17 protein-coding genes are annotated in these 16,755 nt (G+C 73.0%); 8 read left to right on the forward strand and 9 right to left on the reverse strand.

Features of this window, described 5'->3' with window-relative positions:
* Positions 1–7 precede the first annotated feature (7 nt).
* Positions 8–568 carry a mycothiol transferase gene (locus tag IEV65_RS08680; protein ID WP_188429888.1) on the forward strand — a complete coding sequence of 187 codons (561 nt, stop codon included), beginning with the start codon at positions 8–10 and terminating at the stop codon, positions 566–568.
* Between the two features lie 46 nt (positions 569–614).
* Entirely contained in the window at positions 615–1,799 is a 1,185-nt protein-coding gene (gene rlmN / locus IEV65_RS08685; RefSeq protein WP_188429890.1) for a 23S rRNA (adenine(2503)-C(2))-methyltransferase RlmN, read from the forward strand.
* A 22-nt stretch (positions 1,800–1,821) separates the two neighbouring features.
* On the opposite strand, the gene IEV65_RS08690 is transcribed toward rlmN, so the two are convergent.
* From IEV65_RS08690 to pyrH, 3 genes are read right to left on the reverse strand one after another with little or no spacing between them, the layout of a single operon-like run.
* Positions 1,822–2,718, reverse strand: coding sequence for a phosphatidate cytidylyltransferase (locus IEV65_RS08690; protein WP_188429892.1), 897 nt, complete (start codon positions 2,716–2,718; stop codon positions 1,822–1,824).
* A gap of 26 nt (positions 2,719–2,744) precedes the next feature.
* Positions 2,745–3,311 (reverse strand): ribosome recycling factor, encoded by a 567-nt coding sequence (gene frr, locus IEV65_RS08695; RefSeq protein ID WP_188429894.1) that lies wholly within the window; start codon positions 3,309–3,311, stop codon positions 2,745–2,747.
* 46 nt (positions 3,312–3,357) lie between these two features.
* The gene (gene pyrH, locus IEV65_RS08700; protein WP_188430309.1) at positions 3,358–4,089 is read right to left on the reverse strand and encodes a UMP kinase; all 732 of its coding nucleotides are present in this window, start codon (positions 4,087–4,089) and stop codon (positions 3,358–3,360) included.
* Positions 4,090–4,235: 146 nt separating this feature from the next.
* Here pyrH and IEV65_RS08705 point away from each other — a divergent pair, with 146 nt between their 5' ends.
* The 4 genes from IEV65_RS08705 (at position 4,236) to nadC (ending at position 8,688) form a co-directional block, all read left to right on the forward strand.
* A complete protein-coding gene (locus IEV65_RS08705; protein WP_188429896.1) occupies positions 4,236–5,126 on the forward strand; it encodes an NUDIX hydrolase in 891 nt (296 codons plus the stop codon).
* A 93-nt stretch (positions 5,127–5,219) separates the two neighbouring features.
* On the forward strand, positions 5,220–6,236 hold the full coding sequence (gene nadA, locus IEV65_RS08710) for a quinolinate synthase NadA (protein WP_188429898.1): 1,017 nt from the start codon (positions 5,220–5,222) through the stop codon (positions 6,234–6,236).
* Positions 6,233–7,825, forward strand: a complete 1,593-nt coding sequence (locus IEV65_RS08715; protein ID WP_188429900.1) for an L-aspartate oxidase — start codon at positions 6,233–6,235, stop codon at positions 7,823–7,825. Before nadA ends, IEV65_RS08715 begins: the two co-directional genes overlap by 4 nt.
* Positions 7,822–8,688 (forward strand): carboxylating nicotinate-nucleotide diphosphorylase, encoded by an 867-nt coding sequence (nadC, locus tag IEV65_RS08720; RefSeq protein WP_188429902.1) that lies wholly within the window; start codon positions 7,822–7,824, stop codon positions 8,686–8,688. Before IEV65_RS08715 ends, nadC begins: the two co-directional genes overlap by 4 nt.
* A gap of 77 nt (positions 8,689–8,765) precedes the next feature.
* Here the strand turns inward: nadC and tsf are convergent, their stop codons facing one another.
* Entirely contained in the window at positions 8,766–9,593 is an 828-nt protein-coding gene (gene tsf / locus IEV65_RS08725; protein WP_188429904.1) for a translation elongation factor Ts, read from the reverse strand.
* A gap of 51 nt (positions 9,594–9,644) precedes the next feature.
* Positions 9,645–10,523, reverse strand: coding sequence for a 30S ribosomal protein S2 (gene rpsB / locus IEV65_RS08730; protein WP_188429906.1), 879 nt, complete (start codon positions 10,521–10,523; stop codon positions 9,645–9,647).
* A 223-nt stretch (positions 10,524–10,746) separates the two neighbouring features.
* Between rpsB and IEV65_RS08735 the strand changes: the two genes are divergently transcribed.
* Both IEV65_RS08735 and IEV65_RS08740 read left to right on the forward strand, forming a co-directional pair.
* The gene (locus IEV65_RS08735) at positions 10,747–11,910 is read left to right on the forward strand and encodes a pyridoxal phosphate-dependent aminotransferase (RefSeq protein WP_188429908.1); all 1,164 of its coding nucleotides are present in this window, start codon (positions 10,747–10,749) and stop codon (positions 11,908–11,910) included.
* Positions 11,911–11,922: 12 nt separating this feature from the next.
* Positions 11,923–12,876, forward strand: a complete 954-nt coding sequence (locus tag IEV65_RS08740) for a tyrosine recombinase XerC (protein ID WP_188429910.1) — start codon at positions 11,923–11,925, stop codon at positions 12,874–12,876.
* 70 nt (positions 12,877–12,946) lie between these two features.
* Here the strand turns inward: IEV65_RS08740 and IEV65_RS08745 are convergent, their stop codons facing one another.
* The 4 genes from IEV65_RS08745 to IEV65_RS08760 are packed head-to-tail and all read right to left on the reverse strand — an operon-like array spanning position 12,947 to position 16,612.
* Positions 12,947–13,594: a M23 family metallopeptidase gene (locus IEV65_RS08745; protein ID WP_188429912.1), complete on the reverse strand. Its 648-nt coding sequence runs from the start codon at positions 13,592–13,594 to the stop codon at positions 12,947–12,949.
* Entirely contained in the window at positions 13,591–14,724 is a 1,134-nt protein-coding gene (gene dprA, locus IEV65_RS08750; protein WP_188429914.1) for a DNA-processing protein DprA, read from the reverse strand. Before dprA ends, IEV65_RS08745 begins: the two co-directional genes overlap by 4 nt.
* Positions 14,721–16,247: a YifB family Mg chelatase-like AAA ATPase gene (locus IEV65_RS08755; RefSeq protein WP_188429916.1), complete on the reverse strand. Its 1,527-nt coding sequence runs from the start codon at positions 16,245–16,247 to the stop codon at positions 14,721–14,723. The genes dprA and IEV65_RS08755 overlap by 4 nt, the downstream gene beginning before the upstream one ends.
* Positions 16,247–16,612: a YraN family protein gene (locus IEV65_RS08760; protein WP_188429918.1), complete on the reverse strand. Its 366-nt coding sequence runs from the start codon at positions 16,610–16,612 to the stop codon at positions 16,247–16,249. Before IEV65_RS08760 ends, IEV65_RS08755 begins: the two co-directional genes overlap by 1 nt.
* Between the last annotated feature and the right edge of the window lie 143 nt (positions 16,613–16,755).

Genomic DNA, 16,755 nt, shown 5'->3' on the forward strand with positions numbered 1-16,755 from the left:
CCCCTGCATGACACGCACCGATCCACCCTGGGAACCCCCGTTGGCCGGCACCGACGTCGAGCACCTCGTCGGCACCCTGGAGCGCCTGCGCGCCACCTTTCGGTGGAAGGTCGACGGGCTCGATGTGCACCAGCTCCGCGTCCGTGCGGTGCCCTCCTCGGCCCTGAGCCTGGGCGGGCTGCTCAAGCACCTCGCGATGTGCGAGGACGACGTCTTCGGCTGGCGGATCCTGGGCGAACGTCCGGAGACGTGGTCGCTCGCGCCGGAGGACGACGTGGAGCGGTGGCAGTTCAGCGTGGAGCCGGACGAGACCGCCGAGGAGGTCTACGGTCTCTGGGCGGCCGCGGTCGGGCGGTCCCGGGCCCGGCTGGCGCGCGTGCTGGCGGAGGGCGGTCTCGACCGACCGGGTCACCTCGAGTTCGAGGACGCCCGGCCGACGGCCCGTCGGCACCTGCACGACCTCGTGGAGGAGTACGACCGGCACACCGGGCACGCGGACCTGCTGCGTGAGGCCGTCGACGGCCGGGTGGGCGAGGACCCGCCGCCGGACTGGCCGATGATCCCCTGACACCGAGCGAGCCCGGGCGCGCGGCATACCTGAGACACTGGTGGGGATGACCGAGCTGCCGACGCCCACGACCCGCCCCGCACCGGGGACCCTGACCTTCACCGCGCCCCGCCGCGGGAAGGCGCCCACGCACCTGGCCGACCTCGACGTCGCCGGCCGCAAGGAATGGGCCAAGGAGCTCGGCGTCCCCGGCTTCCGCGCCGACCAGGTGAGCCGCCACTACTTCGAGCGGCTGGTCACCGACCCCGCGCAGATGACCGACCTGCCCAAGGCCGGGCGCGAGGAGCTGGTCGCCACGCTGCTGCCGCCGCTCCTCAGTCCAGTCCGCACGCTCTCTGCGGACGCGGGAGCCACCCTCAAGCAGGTGCACCGGCTGCACGACGGGGCCCTCGTCGAGTCCGTCCTCATGCGCTACCCAGGCCGCGTGACCATGTGCATCTCCAGCCAGGCGGGGTGCGGCATGAACTGCCCGTTCTGCGCGACCGGGCAGGCCGGGCTCACCCGCAACCTGTCGACGGCGGAGATCGTGGAGCAGGTGGTCGCGGCCGCCCGCGCCCTGCGTCACGGGGATCTGGCGACCGCTCCCGGCGAGAGCACCGAGGACCACGCCTGCGAGGGAGACACGGTCGAGGCGCTGCGCGTCTCCAACGTCGTCTTCATGGGCATGGGCGAGGCCCTGGCCAACTACAAGCAGGCGATCGGCGCGATCCGCCGGCTCGTGGACCCCTCCCCCGCCGGCCTCGGGATGTCAGCCCGCGGCATCACCATGTCGACCGTGGGTCTGGTCCCGGCCGTCGACAAGCTGGCCGCCGAGGGCATCCCGGTGACCCTGGCGCTGTCCCTGCACGCGCCGGACGACGAGCTGCGCGACGAGCTCGTCCCGATCAACACGCGGTGGAAGGTCGACGAGGCGCTCGACGCGGCCCGCCGTTACTTCGACGCCACCGGCCGACGCGTCTCCATCGAGTACGCCCTGATCCGGGACATCAACGACCACGCGTGGCGCGCCGACCTGCTCGGCGAGAAGCTCAACGCGCGAGGACGCGGGTGGGTGCACGTCAACCCGATCCCGCTCAACCCCACGCCCGGGTCGAAGTGGACCGCCTCCCGCCCCGGGGTCGAGCAGCAGTTCGTCGAGCGACTCCTCGCGCACGGCATACCCACGACCGTGCGCGACACCCGCGGCTCGGAGATCGACGGAGCCTGCGGCCAGCTCGCGGCGACGGTCTGACCCCGCCGGGCCGACCACCCCGTCAGACGAGCAGGCTCAGCAGGACCCAGCACACCGGGGCGTTGACGACCATCGAGTCGAGGCGGTCCATGATGCCGCCGTGGCCCGGCAGCAGGTGTCCCATGTCCTTGATGCCGAGGTCCCGCTTGATCGAGGACTCGGCCAGGTCGCCCACGGTGGCGAAGACCGCCGCCAGGGCGCCGACCACGGCACCGGCCCACCACCTGCCGTCCAGCAGCAGGGTGACGGCGAGTGCGCCGACGAGGGCGCTGGTCGCCACCGAGCCGCCGAAGCCCTCCCACGACTTCTTCGGGGACAGCGCCGGCGCCATCGGCGTCCGCCCGCGCAGCACGCCGACGGCATACCCGCCCGTGTCGCTGGCCACGGTCACCAGGACGAAGGTGAGGATGCGGCCGACCCCGTCGGGCTCCGCCAGCATGAGCGAGGTGATCGCGCACAGGAGCGGCACGTAGGCGACGATGAAGACACCGCCCGCCACGTCGCGGGCGGCGCCGTCGGGCTCGCCGGTGGAGCGCCACAGCAGCACGAGCGCGACCGAGGCCGCGAAACCCACGGCCAGCGCCTCGGGGCCCCCCACGTAGGCGAGGGGCACGAGCAGGACCGCGGCGAGCAGGGGCGGGAAGGGGGGCCTGATCCGCCCCTCCCGCATCGCGTGGTCCAGCTCCCACACGCCGATGGCTGCCGCGATCGTCACGAGGATGACGAACGCCCAGGGCAGCAGCACCAGACTGCCCACGACGAGGACGCCGAGGATCAGACCCACCCCGATGGCGGCGGGCAGGTTGCGTCCGGCGCGCGAAGGTCGGGGGCCGGGCCCGCTCCCGGTCAGGGTCCGGTAGGCGCGTCGCGACGAGGTCGCGCCTCGACCGGGATCGCGCCCGGCGTCCTGGTCCGTCATGGGTATGCCGTGGACGTGCCGGCCGCTCAGACCTCGAGCAGCTCGGACTCCTTGTGCTTGAGGATCTCGTCGACGGCGTCGACGTGCTTCTTGGTCAGCGCCTCCAGCTCCTTCTCGGCGCGCGAGCCCTCGTCCTCGCCGATCTCGCCGTCCTTGACGGCCTTGTCGATGGCGTCCTTGGCGTGGCGGCGCACGTTGCGCACGGAGACCTTGGCGTCCTCGCCCTTGCCGCGGGCGAGCTTGATGTACTCCTTGCGACGCTCCTCGGTCAGCTGCGGCATGACGATGCGGATGGCGTTGCCGTCGTTGCTGGGGTTGGCACCCAGGTCGGAGTCACGCAGCGCCTTCTCGATGTCCTTCATCGCGCTCTTGTCGTAGGGCGTGATGAGCAGGGTCCGGGCGTCCTGCACGGTGAAGGAGGCCAGCTGCTGAAGCGGGGTGGGCGAGCCGTAGTAGTCGACCTCGAGCTTGGAGAACATCCCGGGGTGGGCGCGGCCGGTGCGGATGTTGGCCATGTCGTCGCGCGCCACCTCCAGAGCCTTGTCCATCTTCTCCTCGGCCTCCATGAGGGCCATGTCGATGACCTCAGACATGTGGTCTTGCTCCTTCGTGTCGCGTCGTGCGTGGTGGTCGTGGCGGTCAGCCCGCGGTGACCAGTGTCCCGATCTTCTCACCCTTGATGGCGCGGGTGATGGCGTCCTCCCCCTCCATGCCGAAGACGAGCATCGGCAGGTGGTTGTCCATGCAGAGGCTGAACGCGGCCGCGTCCACGACCCGCAGGTTGCTGGAGAGCGCCTCGGAGAAGGTCAGCGTGTCCAGCTTCTTCGCGGCCGGGTCGGTACGCGGGTCGGCGGTGTAGACGCCGTCCACGCCGTGCTTGCTCATGAGGACCGCGTCGCACTTGATCTCCAGCGCGCGCTGGGCGGAGACGGTGTCGGTGGAGAAGTACGGCATACCGGCCCCGGCACCGAAGATGACGACCCGGCCCTTCTCGAGGTGCCGGATCGCCTTGCGGGGGATGTACGGCTCGGCGACCTGGCCCATGGTGATCGCGGTCTGGACCCGCGTGTCCACGCCCTCCTTCTCCAGGAAGTCCTGGAGGGCCAGGCAGTTCATCACGGTGCCGAGCATGCCCATGTAGTCGGCCCGGGCCCGCTCCATCCCGCGCTGCTGCAGCTGGGCGCCGCGGAAGAAGTTGCCGCCACCGATCACCACGGCCACCTGCGTCCCGGCACGGTGACCTGCCGCGATCTGACGGGCGATCCCACGCACGACGTCGGGGTCGAGCCCCACCTGACCGCCGCCGAAAGCCTCACCGGAGAGCTTGAGCAGCACCCTGCGCCCGGTGTGCGGATCGTCCTCGACGGGCAGGGAGGTGGGGGTCGGAACGGTCGCGGTGCTGGGCGCCGACGTCGTCAAGGCAGGAACCTCCTGGTCGGTGGAGCGGTCGGTCGATCCTGCCACACGCGGGGCCGCGGCTGCGCATCGACGGGGCGCCGGCACGGCAAGATGGACAGGTGACGGGAGAACGCGTGGGTGCCGAGCTCGTGGCCGTGCTGACCGCGGTGTCCGGCGGGCAGGCCCTGGTGCTCACGGCCGACGAGGGCACTCGCCTGCCGTCGGGGCCGCTGCGCAGCGAGCACCGCTCGATGCAGGCGGGCCTGCGCGCCTGGGTCGAGCAGCAGACCGGGCACTCGCTGGGCTACGTCGAGCAGCTGTACACCTTCGCCGACCCGGACCGCAGCAGCGCCGGCGGCCGCGTGGTCTCGGTCTCCTACCTCGGTCTCGCGCGCGACGTGACGGAGGGCGCCGGCTGGCGGGACTGGTACGCCTACCTGCCCTGGGAGGACCACCGCCCCGGGTCCCAGGGTGGCGCCCTGGTCGCCGACGTGGTCGAGCCGGCACTGCGGTCCTGGGCAGGGCAGGTCGACGACCGCGACGAGCGCGCCCGTCGGGAGCTGCGGGCGGGAGTCTGTTTCGGGCTCGGCGAGCAGCCCTGGTCCCCGGAGCTGGTGCTGCAGCGCTACGAGCTCCTCTACGAGGCCGGGCTCATCCCCGAGGCCGGCGGCACCCTGGTGCCCGGCGAGCGGATGTGGGCCGACCACCGCCGCATCCTGGCGACCGGCATCGCGCGGCTGCGCGCGAAGATCCAGTACCACCCCGTCGTGTTCGAGCTCGTGCCCGACAGCTTCACCCTCGGCCAGCTGCAGTCGACCGTCGAGACGGTGGCCGGGCAGACCGTCCACAAGCAGAACTTCCGCCGACTCGTCACGGCGCAGGACCTCGTGGAGCCCACCGGCGCGACCGAGACCGCCACCGGGGGCCGCCCGGCCCGGCTCTACCGCTTCCGGCGCGCCGTGCTGGAGGAGCGACTGGCGAGCGGCACCAAGCTGCCGCGCCCCCGCTGACCAGCCGCTTTGTCGATGCTCATGCTGAGCATATACACTCGCGTCGCCTAGTAATGCTCAAACGAAGCATAGGTGCGCGACGGAGGTCCGACGATGCCCCTTACCACGATCCCTGCCCCAGTGTCCCCGACGACGGGCAGCACCGCCGCACAACGCACGGCCCATCTCTACGACCGGGTGCGCCACGTCGTCCCGGAGGTCGAGTGGCCCTTCTTCGCCGAGGACATCGAGGCGATCCTGCGGCTGAAGGCCGAGCGCAACGCCGTCGTCCTGGCGCACAACTACCAGACGCCCGAGATCTTCCACTGCGTCTCCGACATCGTCGGTGACTCCCTGGCCCTGGCCCGGGAGGCGCAGGACGTGGAGGCCGACGTCATCGTGCTGGCCGGGGTCCACTTCATGGCGGAGACCGCCAAGCTGCTCAACCCCGAGCGCACGGTGCTCATCCCGGACCTGCGGGCCGGCTGCTCGCTGGCCGAGTCGATCACCGCGGCCGACGTCCGCGAGCTGCGCCGCCAGCACCCGGGCGTCCCGGTCGTGACCTATGTCAACACCTCGGCGGAGGTCAAGGCCGAGAGCGACGTCTGCTGCACCTCAGGCAACGCGCTGCGCGTCGTGGAGTCCCTCGGGACGGACCGCGTCATCATGATCCCGGACGAGTACCTCGCCCAGAACATCGCGCGCCAGACCTCCGTGGACGTGATCACCTGGCCCGGCCACTGCGAGGTCCACGAGCGCTTCGGCGCCGACGACATCCGTCACCTGCGGGCGACACACCCGGACGCGGTCGTGCTGGCGCACCCCGAATGCCCCCCGGACGTCGTGGCGGAGGCCGACCTGGCCGGGTCCACCGCCCAGATGCTCGACTTCGTCGTGACCCGCCGCCCCCGCCAGGTGGCCCTCGTCACGGAATGCTCGATGAGCGACAACATCGCGGCCGAGCACCCCGAGGTCGAGTTCGTGCGGCCCTGCAACCTCTGCCCGCACATGAAGCGCAACTCCCTGGCCACGATCCGCCGCAGCCTGGAGACGATGACCAACGAGGTCACCATCGACCCGGCGGTGGCCGTCCGTGCGCGGGCGGCGGTGGAGAGGATGCTCGCGGTATGACGCGCGCGCTCGTCGTGGGCGGTGGCCTGGCGGGCCTGGTGACGGCGCTGCGCCTGGCCCCCCGACCCACCACCGTGATCTCGGCCGGGCCGCTCGGCGACGGCACGTCCACGGGGTGGGCGCAGGGCGGCATCGCCGCGGCGCTGGGCAGCGACGACTCGGCGGCACTGCACGCCGCGGACACGCTCGCAGCCGGTGCTGGTCTCTGCGACCCTGCGGTCGTCGAGCGAGTCACCGGGGCGGCCCCCGAGGCGGTCCGGTTCCTGGAGCGCCTCGGCGCCCGCTTCGACCGTGCGTCCGACTCCACGCTGCGGCTCGGCCTGGAGGCCGCGCACCGCCGGCACCGGATCGTGCACGCCGGCGGTGACGGGACGGGCGCGGAGATCCTCGCGGCGGTCGTGGCAGCCGTGCTCGCGGAGCCGGCGATCACGGTGCTCGAGGGCGCGCGCGCCCGCCGGGTCCTCGTCGAGGACGGCAGGGTGGTCGGGCTCCTCACCGAGCACCACGGAAAGCTGCTCAGCCTGCCCGCGGACGCGGTGGTGCTCGCGACCGGTGGCGTCGGCGGCCTGTGGGCTCACACGACCAACCCGCGCGGGTCGCGGGGCCAGGGCCTCGCGCTGGCCGCCAGGGCGGGCGCGGTCCTGCGCGACCTGGAGATGGTGCAGTTCCACCCCACCGCGCTCGACGTGGGTCTCGACCCGATGCCGCTGGTCAGCGAGGCGGTGCGTGGCGCGGGGGCACTCCTCGTGGACGCCGCCGGCCGGCCCTTCACCGACCCGCTGGCCCCCCGCGACGTGGTGTCCCGCGCCGTGTGGGCGCACCTGTCCACCGGCGCCCAGCCCTACCTCGACGCCCGTTCCGCGATCGGCCGGAGCTTCGCCGCCCGCTTCCCCACCGTCGCACGTGCCTGCCGGGCTGCGGCGATCGACCCGGCACACGACCTCGTCCCGGTGCGGCCCGCGGTCCACTACCACTGCGGCGGCATCGCGGTGGACGGCCGCGGCCGCAGCACCGTTCCCGGCCTGTGGGCCGTCGGCGAGGTGGCGAGCACCGGCCTTCACGGTGCCAACCGGCTGGCCAGCAACTCTCTGCTCGAGGCCGTGGTGTGCGCCGGCTGGGCCGCGGAGGACATCCTCGGCACCGCGACCGAGGCCCCGAGCCTCTCGCCCGCGGCCAGGCCCGCCACGGCTCCCACGAGCGACCTGCCTGCCCTGGGGCGCGTCCGCTCCCTCCTCGACCGGGCGGCCGGCGTCCTCAGGGACGGCGACACCCTGGCCGCGGCCGAGAGCGTGCTGGCCCCCGCGGTCGAGGCCGACCCCGAGCTGGTCGACGACGCCACCCTCGTCGCCTTCCTGGTGCTGCACGCGTGCCGGGCGCGCGAGGAGAGCCGCGGTGCGCACACGCGGACGGACGCCCCGGTGGCAGTCCACGTTCCCAGCTCCGGCCACGTTCGCAGCTCCGGCCCGGGTCCAGCGCGTGCCTCGAGCCACCAGAGCGCACCCGAGGCGGTGCACACCGAGCTGACGCTCGCCGACGCGCTGACCTCACCCCCCGTCCCTGACCTCGTCCTCACGGGAGCCGCCCGATGAACGACCCGCTGTCCCCTCTCACCCGCCTGGTCACCGAGCCCCTGGTGCGCTCTGCGCTGCTGGAGGACCTGGGACTGGCCGGTGACCTCACCTCCGAGTCCGTGGTGCCGCACGACACGCACCACACCTTCGAGATCGTCGCGCGCGAGAGCGGGACGCTCGCCGGCCTCGACCTCGCGGCCCTGGCCTTCGAGCTCGTCGGCCCGAGGGCGACGTTCACGGCATACCTCGGGGACGGGGACCGCCTGCGCGCCGGGGACGCGGTCGCCCGCGTGAGCGGGCCGGCCCGGTCGTTGCTCGCCGCCGAACGGGTGGCACTGAACTTCCTGGGTCACCTGTGCGGGGTGGCGACCGCGACCGCCACGCTCGTCGACGCCGTCGCGCACACCAGGACACGGGTGTGCTGCACCCGGAAGACGACCCCCGGCCTGCGCGCGGTGGAGAAGCACGCGGTGCGGGCCGGTGGCGGGGTCAACCACCGGTTCGGCCTCGACGACGCCGTCCTGGTCAAGGACAACCACCTCGCCGTGGCCGGGTCGGTCACCGAGGCGGTCCGCCGGGTGCGGGCACGGGTGGGCCACCTCGTCGCGATCGAGGTGGAGGTCGACAGCCTCGAGCAGCTCGACGAGCTGCTGCGCGACCCCGTGCACGCCGTGCTGCTGGACAACATGTCGCCGCAGACGACGGCCGAGGCGGTGCGGATGGTCGGCGGGAGGATGGTGACCGAGGCGTCCGGGCGGATCACCGCCGAGACGGCGCCCGCTCTCGCGGAGGCCGGCGTCGACCTCGTCTCCGCGGGCTGGATCACGCACAGCGCGCCCGTGCTGGACCTGGGGCTGGACGCGACGTCGACGTCCGGCTGACCTCGGACATGCGGGAGGGCCCGCCACCGCGGCTGCGGTGGCGGGCCCTCCGACGTGGTGCCGTCAGGCGACGTCGGTCAGACGCCGACCTTGAAGCGGGCGAAGCCGATGACCTCGGCGCCGGCCTCCTTGGCGACCTGGCCGACCGTCTTCTTGGCGTCCTTGGCGAACGCCTGGTCGAGCAGGACGTTCTCCTTGAAGAAGCCGTTGACGCGACCCTCGACGATCTTGGGCAGAGCCTGCTCGGGCTTGCCCTCCTCGCGGGCGGTGTCCTCGGCGATCCGGCGCTCGTTGGCGACAGTCTCGGCGTCGATCTCCTCACGGGTCAGCACGGACGGCGAGAACGCCGCGATGTGCATCGCGATGTCACGGGCGACCTGCTCGTCGCCACCGGTGGTCGCCACGAGGACACCGATCTGTGCGGGAAGGTCGGGGTTGGTCTTGTGCAGGTAGCTCACGACCTTCTCACCGGTGACGCGCGCCACCCGGCGGACCTCGATCTTCTCGCCGATGCCGGCGTTGGCCTCGTCCAGGACCTCCTTGACGGACTTGCCGTCAAGCTCGGAGGCCAGCAGGGACTCCGCGTCGGTCGCCTCGACGGCCACGGCCTGGGCCAGGACCTTGTCGGCCAGCTCGCCGAACTTCGGGTTCTTCGCCACGAAGTCCGTCTCGCAGTTGACCTCGACCAGGGTGCCGACGCCGTTCTCGACGTGGGCGCGGACCAGGCCGTTGGAGGCCGAGCGACCCTCGCGCTTGGTCACGCCCTTGAGGCCCTTGACCCGCAGGATCTCGGTGGCCTTGGTGCGGTCGCCCTCGGCCTCGTCGAGAGCCTTCTTGACGTCCATCATCCCGGCGCCGGTCGCCTCGCGCAGGGCCTTGATGTCAGCGGCGGTGTAGTTCGCCATGGGTGCTGTCTCGCTCCTTAGTTGCGGAAAAGCAGTGCGGAAAAGCGGTGGTCAGGACTCGGTGGTCTCGGCAGCGGGCGCCTCGGCCGCAGCCTCGGCAGCCGCCTCGGCCGCGGGGGCCGCCTCGGTCTCGGCCGCGGGGGCCGCCGCCTGCTCGGCGTCCGCGCCGGCGAGCAGCTCGCGCTCCCACTCGGCCATCGGCTCGCTCTCGGCACCCGTGGACGCGCCGGCGCCACCGCCGGAGCGCGACATGAGACCGTCGGCGACGGCGTCGGCCACGACGCGGGTCAGCAGGGTGACCGAGCGGATGGCGTCGTCGTTACCGGGGATCTTGTAGTCGACCTCGTCGGGGTCGCAGTTGGTGTCCAGGATCGCGATGACCGGCAGGCCCAGCTTGCGGGCCTCGGTGACGGCGAGGTGCTCCTTCTTGGTGTCGACGACCCAGATGGCCGAGGGCACCTTCTGCATGTCGCGGATACCGCCGAGCGCCTTGCTCAGCTTCTCGTACTCACGACGCATCATGAGGAGCTCCTTCTTCGTGTGACCGCTGCCGGCCACGTCGTCGAAGTCGATCTCCTCGAGCTCCTTCATGCGCGCGAGGCGCTTGGAGACGGTGGTGAAGTTGGTGAGCATGCCGCCCAGCCAGCGGTGGTTCACGTACGGCATACCGACGCGGGTCGCCTGCTCGGCGATCGACTCCTGCGCCTGCTTCTTGGTGCCGACGAAGAGGATGCTGCCGCCGTGGGCGACGGTCTGCTTGACGAAGTCGTAGGCCTCGTTGAGGTAGGTCAGCGACTGCTGCAGGTCGATGATGTAGATGCCGTTGCGCTCGGTCATGATGAAGCGCTTCATCTTGGGGTTCCAGCGACGGGTCTGGTGCCCGAAGTGGACGCCGCTCTCGAGGAGCTGGCGCATGGTGACGACGGCCATGCCGAGGTCTCCTTTTCCGTTGTAGGTGCAGTTGAGTCCTGGCCAGGGGACTCCTCCCACCCGCCGCCGGCTGGCGTCGGGACCGCGGGAGGGGCCGTCGGCGGCTGCCGACCGTGCCCGGGCGCGAATTCGTGCGGCATGGGGACACACCGCACGTGCCTCTATCCTACCCGTTCCCGGACGTGCTCCCGAACGCGCGCGAGGGCCGGGATAGCGTGGCGCCATGACGGCCCGGCTGAACGCGCGACTCGCCCCCTTCGGCACCACGGTCTTCGCCGAGATGACCCAGCGAGCCCTGCAGTTCGACGCGGTCAACCTCGGACAAGGCTTCCCGGACACCGACGGCCCCGCCGAGATGGTCGAGGCCGCGGCCCGTGGCCTGCGCGACGGCCTCAACCAGTACGCCCCCGCCCGGGGCCTTCCGGTGCTGCGCGAGGCGGTGGCCGCCCACCAAGAGCGCTTCTACGGTCTGTCCGTCGACCCGCAGAGCGAGGTCCTCGTCACGGTCGGGGCGACCGAGGCCATCGCCGCCTCCCTCCTGGCGCTGGTCGAGCCGGGCGACGAGGTGCTCATGGTCGAGCCCTACTACGACTCGTATGCCGCGTGCGTCGCCATGGCCGGTGGTGTCCGCCGCACGGTGCCGCTCTCCTTCCCCGAGCTGTCGCTCGACGTGGAGGCTCTGCGCGCGTCCGTGACCGATCGCACCAGGGTGATCCTGATCAACTCGCCGCACAACCCGACCGGCAAGGTCTTCGACCGCGCCGAGCTCGAGGCCGTGGCCCGCGTGGCCCTCGAGCACGACCTCGTCGTGATCTCCGACGAGGTCTACGAGCACCTGGTCTTCGACGGCCTGGCGCACGTGCCGATGGCCAGCCTGCCCGGGATGGCCGACCGCACGCTGACGATCTCCTCGGTCGGGAAGAGCTTCAGCCTGACCGGCTGGAAGACCGGGTGGGTGACCGGGCCGGCAGAGCTCGTCAGCGCCGTGGCTGCGGCCAAGCAGTTCCTCACCTTCGTCGGCGTGACCCACGTCCAGCCGGCCGTCGCGCTGGGTCTCGGGCTGCCCGACGACTACTTCACCGGCTTCGCCCGCTCCCTGCAGGACCGGCGTGACCTGCTGGTCGAGGCGCTGGGCGACGTGGGCGTGCCCGTCAGCCCGTGCCAGGGCACCTACTTCGTGATCGCCGACTTCGCCGGCCACGGGGTGACGGACGCGGTGGACTTCTGCCGCCGGTTGCCCGAGGAGGTCGGTGTGGTGGGCGTGCCCGTGTCGGCGTTCTGCGACGACCGGGCACCGGTGGCCTCCCTGGTGCGGTTCGCCTTCTGCAAGCGCGAGGACGTTCTCCGCGAGGCGGCGCGTCGGCTCCGCGCGCTGGGGGCCCGGTGACACCCTGCGGGTATGTCGCCCGCTGAGCAGTCCCCTCCGGCACGGCGCGAGCAGCCGCCTGGTTGGTCCGAGGAGCTGCTGCCCGGCTTCGAGCAGCACCTCCTGGTCGAGAAGGGACGCTCGCCCCACACGGTCCGCGCCTACCTCGGTGACCTCCGCTCGTTGCAGAGCTACCTCGCCGAGTCGGGTGTGCACACCATCGACGAGGTTCGGCTGGCGGACCTGCGCGGCTGGCTCGGGAGCCAGGGGCAGGCCGGCGCCTCCCGCTCGACGGTGTCCCGACGTGCGGCCGCCGCCAAGACCTTTTTCCGGTGGGCGCGCCGGCAGGGTCATCTGTCGGTGGACCCCGCGCTGCGGCTCGTGGCCCCAGGCAGGGACGCGCACCTCCCGGGCGTGCTGCGCCAGTCCCAGGCCAGCCAGCTCATGGGCCTCGCGGCCGTGGCAGCCGACGACGAGGACCCTGTCCGGGTCCGCGACCGCGCGATGGTGGAGCTGCTCTACGCGTCCGGCATGCGGGTGGGTGAGCTGACGGGCCTGGACGTCGACGACGTGGACCTCGCCCAGGGCACCGCCAGGGTGCTCGGCAAGGGCGACAAGGAACGCATCGTCCCCTTCGGAGCCCCCGCCGCGGGGGCGCTGCGGCAGTGGCTGGACACCGCCCGACCGACGCTGGTCACCGCCACGTCGGGGCCCGCGCTGTTCCTGGGCCGACGGGGACGGCGGGTCGACCAGCGCCAGGTGCGCTCGGCGCTGCAGGACCTGCTGGCCCACCTTCCGGACACGCCGCCCATGGGCCCGCACGGGCTGCGTCACTCCGCGGCCACCCACCTGCTGGAGGGAGGCGCCGACCTCCGCACCGTCCAGGAGGTGCTGGGTCACGCGAGCCTGGCCACGACCCAGATCTACACGCACGTGTCGGTCGAGCGGCTGCGCACTGCGTACCAGCAGGCCCATCCCCGGGCCTGAGCCCAGGTGTGAGCCGCAGGGCATGGAGGAACTGGACCCGTGGCGGGCGCTGGCGCGGCGGGTCGTGCGCCTACCCGTCCTCGACCGGCAGCAGGCTGAGCTCGAGGTCCTGCAGCAGCGGCGTGGGGTCGACATAGGTGTCGCCGCGTCGGGCCCCGAGGTGCAGGCAGGCGTGCGGCGGGCAGTGTCCCCGCGCCCCCGGCCCGAGCAGGCCCAGCCGCTGACCGCGCGCCACCCGGGTCCCGCGCCCGACCCTGTCCTCCACCGGCTGGTAGGTGGACCGCAGACCGCTGGCGTGGCTCACCGACACGATCCCGACACCGGCGATCTCACCGCTGAAGGACACGACTCCCGCGTCGACCGCCAGCACCGGCTCGCCCTCGACGCCACGCAGGTCGATACCGCGGTGACCTGCGAGCCAGCGCTGGGCGGGAGGGTCGTACGCGTTGACGACCTCGGGCCGCCCGACCAGCGGCCACCCCCAGGCCGCCGTGGAACGACTGTCGGTCTCCTGCAGGCTGCGCAGCCCGAGGGCTGCGGCCAGCGCCCCCGCCGTGGTGCCGGCCTCCGGGCGACGGGTGTCAGCCTCCGCGCCTGAGGCGCCAGCCCCTTCGCCCCGGCTCTCCGTCACCGCTGGGACACCGGCGGCGAGCGGCGCCGGCGCCGCCAGAGCAAGGGTGAGGGCGGCGATGGCGACGCTGTGCCGCCGGAGACTCATCCCGACCGCCGCTTCCAGCCGTCGAGGAGCTGCTCGGCCAGGCCGCGCTCCTCGAGCTCCGAGAGCGCCACGAGCACCTCACCGAGGCCCAGACCGGACCGGACCATGACCTCGTCGACACTGACCGACCGACGAGGCCGCAGCCACTGCCAGACGCGACGGGTCTCGGGGTCGAGGTCGTCCTGCGGCACCCTGCCCCCGCGCTTGACCGGGGCCAGGTCCTCCCCCATCCGTCCCACCAGCTCGATCACCTCGTCGGCGTCCGTGACGAGCACTGCTCCCGCCCGGATCTCCTGGTGGCAGCCGGCGGACAGGGCCGACCCGACGGGGCCAGGGACCGCCATGACGTGCCGGTCCAGCTCCCGGGCGTGCGCCACGGTGTTGCGCGCACCCGAACGCAGTCCGCACTCGACGACCAGCGTGCCCACCGACAGCGCGGCGATGATGCGGTTGCGCGACAGGAAGCGCATGCGGGCGGGTGCCCCACCCGGCGGGGTCTCGCTCACCAGCGCACCGTGCTGGCCGACCCGTGCGATGAGCTCGGCGTTCGACCGGGGATAGGCGACGTCGACGCCGCCGGCCAGGACGGCGACGGTCCGGCCCTCGTCGGCCGCGAGCGCGGCGCGGTGGGCCGCGGCGTCGATGCCGTAGGCGGCGCCGGACACGATCGTCCGGCCCCGCTCGGCCAGATCGAAGCAGATGCGCGCCGCCGCCTCGTCACCGTAGCTGGAGCTGGCCCTGGAGCCGACGACCCCGACCGCCCCGTCAGCCGCCTCGTCGAGCCGCAACGGGCCCCGGACCCAGAGCGCCCACGGGACGGCCGTCAGGTCGTCCAGGCCGGCCGGCCACTCCGCGTCGCCGGGCACGAGGACCCTGACGCCCAGCGCCCTCGTGACCTGCTCCTCGTCCACGCCCAGGCTCCGTCCCAGACGGCTGAGCAGCCGGGTCAGGGGTACGCCGTCGGGGGTCCTGCCGTCGCGGACCGCGTAGCCGACCAGGTCCAGCACGCCGTGCTCGGCGACGAGCTCCTGGACCGTCTCGTCGTACGGCTCGGCGATCCGGGAGAGCAGGGTCCGGGCGCCACGCTCCGAGCGCCAGGGCTCCCGGGCGGGTGTCATGGGCGCGCTCATGCAGCCTTCACCCCGTGCACCTCGCGCAGGCTGAGGGCCTGGTGGACCTCCTGGGAGCGGGGCCGAGCCTCCCCGGCCAGGTCCGCGAGCGTCCACGCGGTCCGCAGCGTGCGGTCCAGCCCGCGCAGGGTGAGCTCACCGGTGTCCAGCCTGCGGTCGAGAGGTCGCCGGTCCTCGGCACGCAGCTGCCAGGGGCCGCTGCGCAGCACCGATCCCGGCACCTCCGAGTTGAGCCTCCACCGGGACCCGGCCCATCGTCGCCGCTGCCTCTCACGAGCCTCACGCACCCGGGCCGCGACGTCGGCGCTCGACTCCCCCGGGCCGAGCGAGAGGTCGGCACGCGAGACGCGGCTGACACCGATCTTGAGGTCGATCCTGTCGAGCAACGGGCCGGAGAGACGGCTGAAGTAGCCGGCTCTCCGGGCCGGCGCGCACGTGCACGCCCCGGCTCCGCCGCACGGGCATGGGTTCGCCGCGAGCACGAGCTGGAAGCGGGCGGGCATCCGGACGTGGCGGTCCGCCCGCGCGACCACCACCTCCCCGGACTCCAGGGGCTGCCGGAGCCCGTCGAGCACGTCCCTGCGGAACTCTGGTGCCTCGTCCATGAACAGGACCCCGCGGTGGGCACGCGACACCGCGCCAGGCCGCACGGCGCCGGAGCCCCCACCGACCACGGCAGCCATGGAGGCGCTGTGGTGCGGAGCGACGAACGGCGCCCGGTCGACCAGCGCGTCGCTGCGCGGGAGGGCCCCGAGCACCGAGTGGATCGCCGTGACCGCGAGCGCGTCCGTCGGGTCGAGGTCGGGGAGCAGCCCGGGCAGGCGCTCGGCGAGCATCGTCTTGCCCGCTCCCGGAGGACCCACGAGCAGGACGTTGTGCCCACCCGCGGCCGCCACCTCCAGCGCCCACCTGGCCTGTGCCTGTCCGACCACGTCGCGCAGGTCCTTGGCCTGGTCGGGTTCGTGCGGTGGCGCCCCGGGCAGCGGCAACGGATGGGTCAGGCCCGCGGAGCGGGCCCGGTAGTGGTCCACGACGTCGCGCAGCGAGCGGACCGGGTGCACGGTGACGCCCTCGACCAGCGCGGCCTCGCGGGCGTTCGCCGCGCAGACCACGACCTCGTGGATCCCGGCGGCGGCTGCGGCGGCGACCATCGGCAGGACCCCGGCCACCGGCCGCACCGTGCCGTCCAGGCCGACCTCCCCGAGATGCGCCACACCCGCGACCAGACCTGCCTCCACGTGCTGCTCCGCTGCGAGCAGCGCGGTCGCGATGGCCAGGTCGAGGCCGCCACCGGACTTGGGCAGGCTCGCCGGCGAGAGGTTGATCGTCCAGCGCTGGGCCGGGAGCGAGAGCTTGAGGTTGGTGATGGCCGGGCGGACGCGGTCCGGCGCCTGACGCACGGCCGTGTCGGCCATGCCGCTCATCACGAAGGTCGGCAGCCCGTCCGAGCCGTGCGCCTCGACGGTGACGACGTGACCCTCGACACCGGCGAGCGTGAGGCCACGGGTGCGGCCGAACCCCATCAGGCCACCGCCCTCAGGTGGTGGAGCGCGGGCGGGTCCCCCGCCGTGAGCAGCACCCCGATCACGTCGATCCGGAAGCGGTCCGGTCTGCGGTCGTGCTCGCGCAGCCACGCCCAGGCCAGCCGCCTCAGGCGCCGGGCCTTCTCGTGACCCACGGCCTCGACCGGCAGCCCGCACCGTGTGGAGCGGCGCGTCTTGACCTCGCAGAAGACCAGCTCCCCGTCGTCGGACAGGGCGACGACGTCCAGCTCCCCCTCCTTGCACCGCCAGTTGCGGTCCAGCACCTGCCACCCGAGCGCCTCAAGGTGCTCGCAGGCCAGGTCCTCCCCGTGGTCGCCGACACCGCGCGCCTCGCGCCACGGCATACCCGTCCCCTCCATCGCCACTCCCGCCCTCGTCCGACCGCGCCAGCCGCGGCCTGACCCCCAGCCAAGACCGGGGGCGGCACGAGCTCAAGGCCCCGGCACGCACCTGTGGACGAGCGCGCCGGCGCCCAGGGGGATGTGGA

The organism is Ornithinimicrobium tianjinense, from assembly GCF_014636495.1.
GTDB lineage: Bacteria > Actinomycetota > Actinomycetes > Actinomycetales > Dermatophilaceae > Ornithinicoccus > Ornithinicoccus tianjinensis.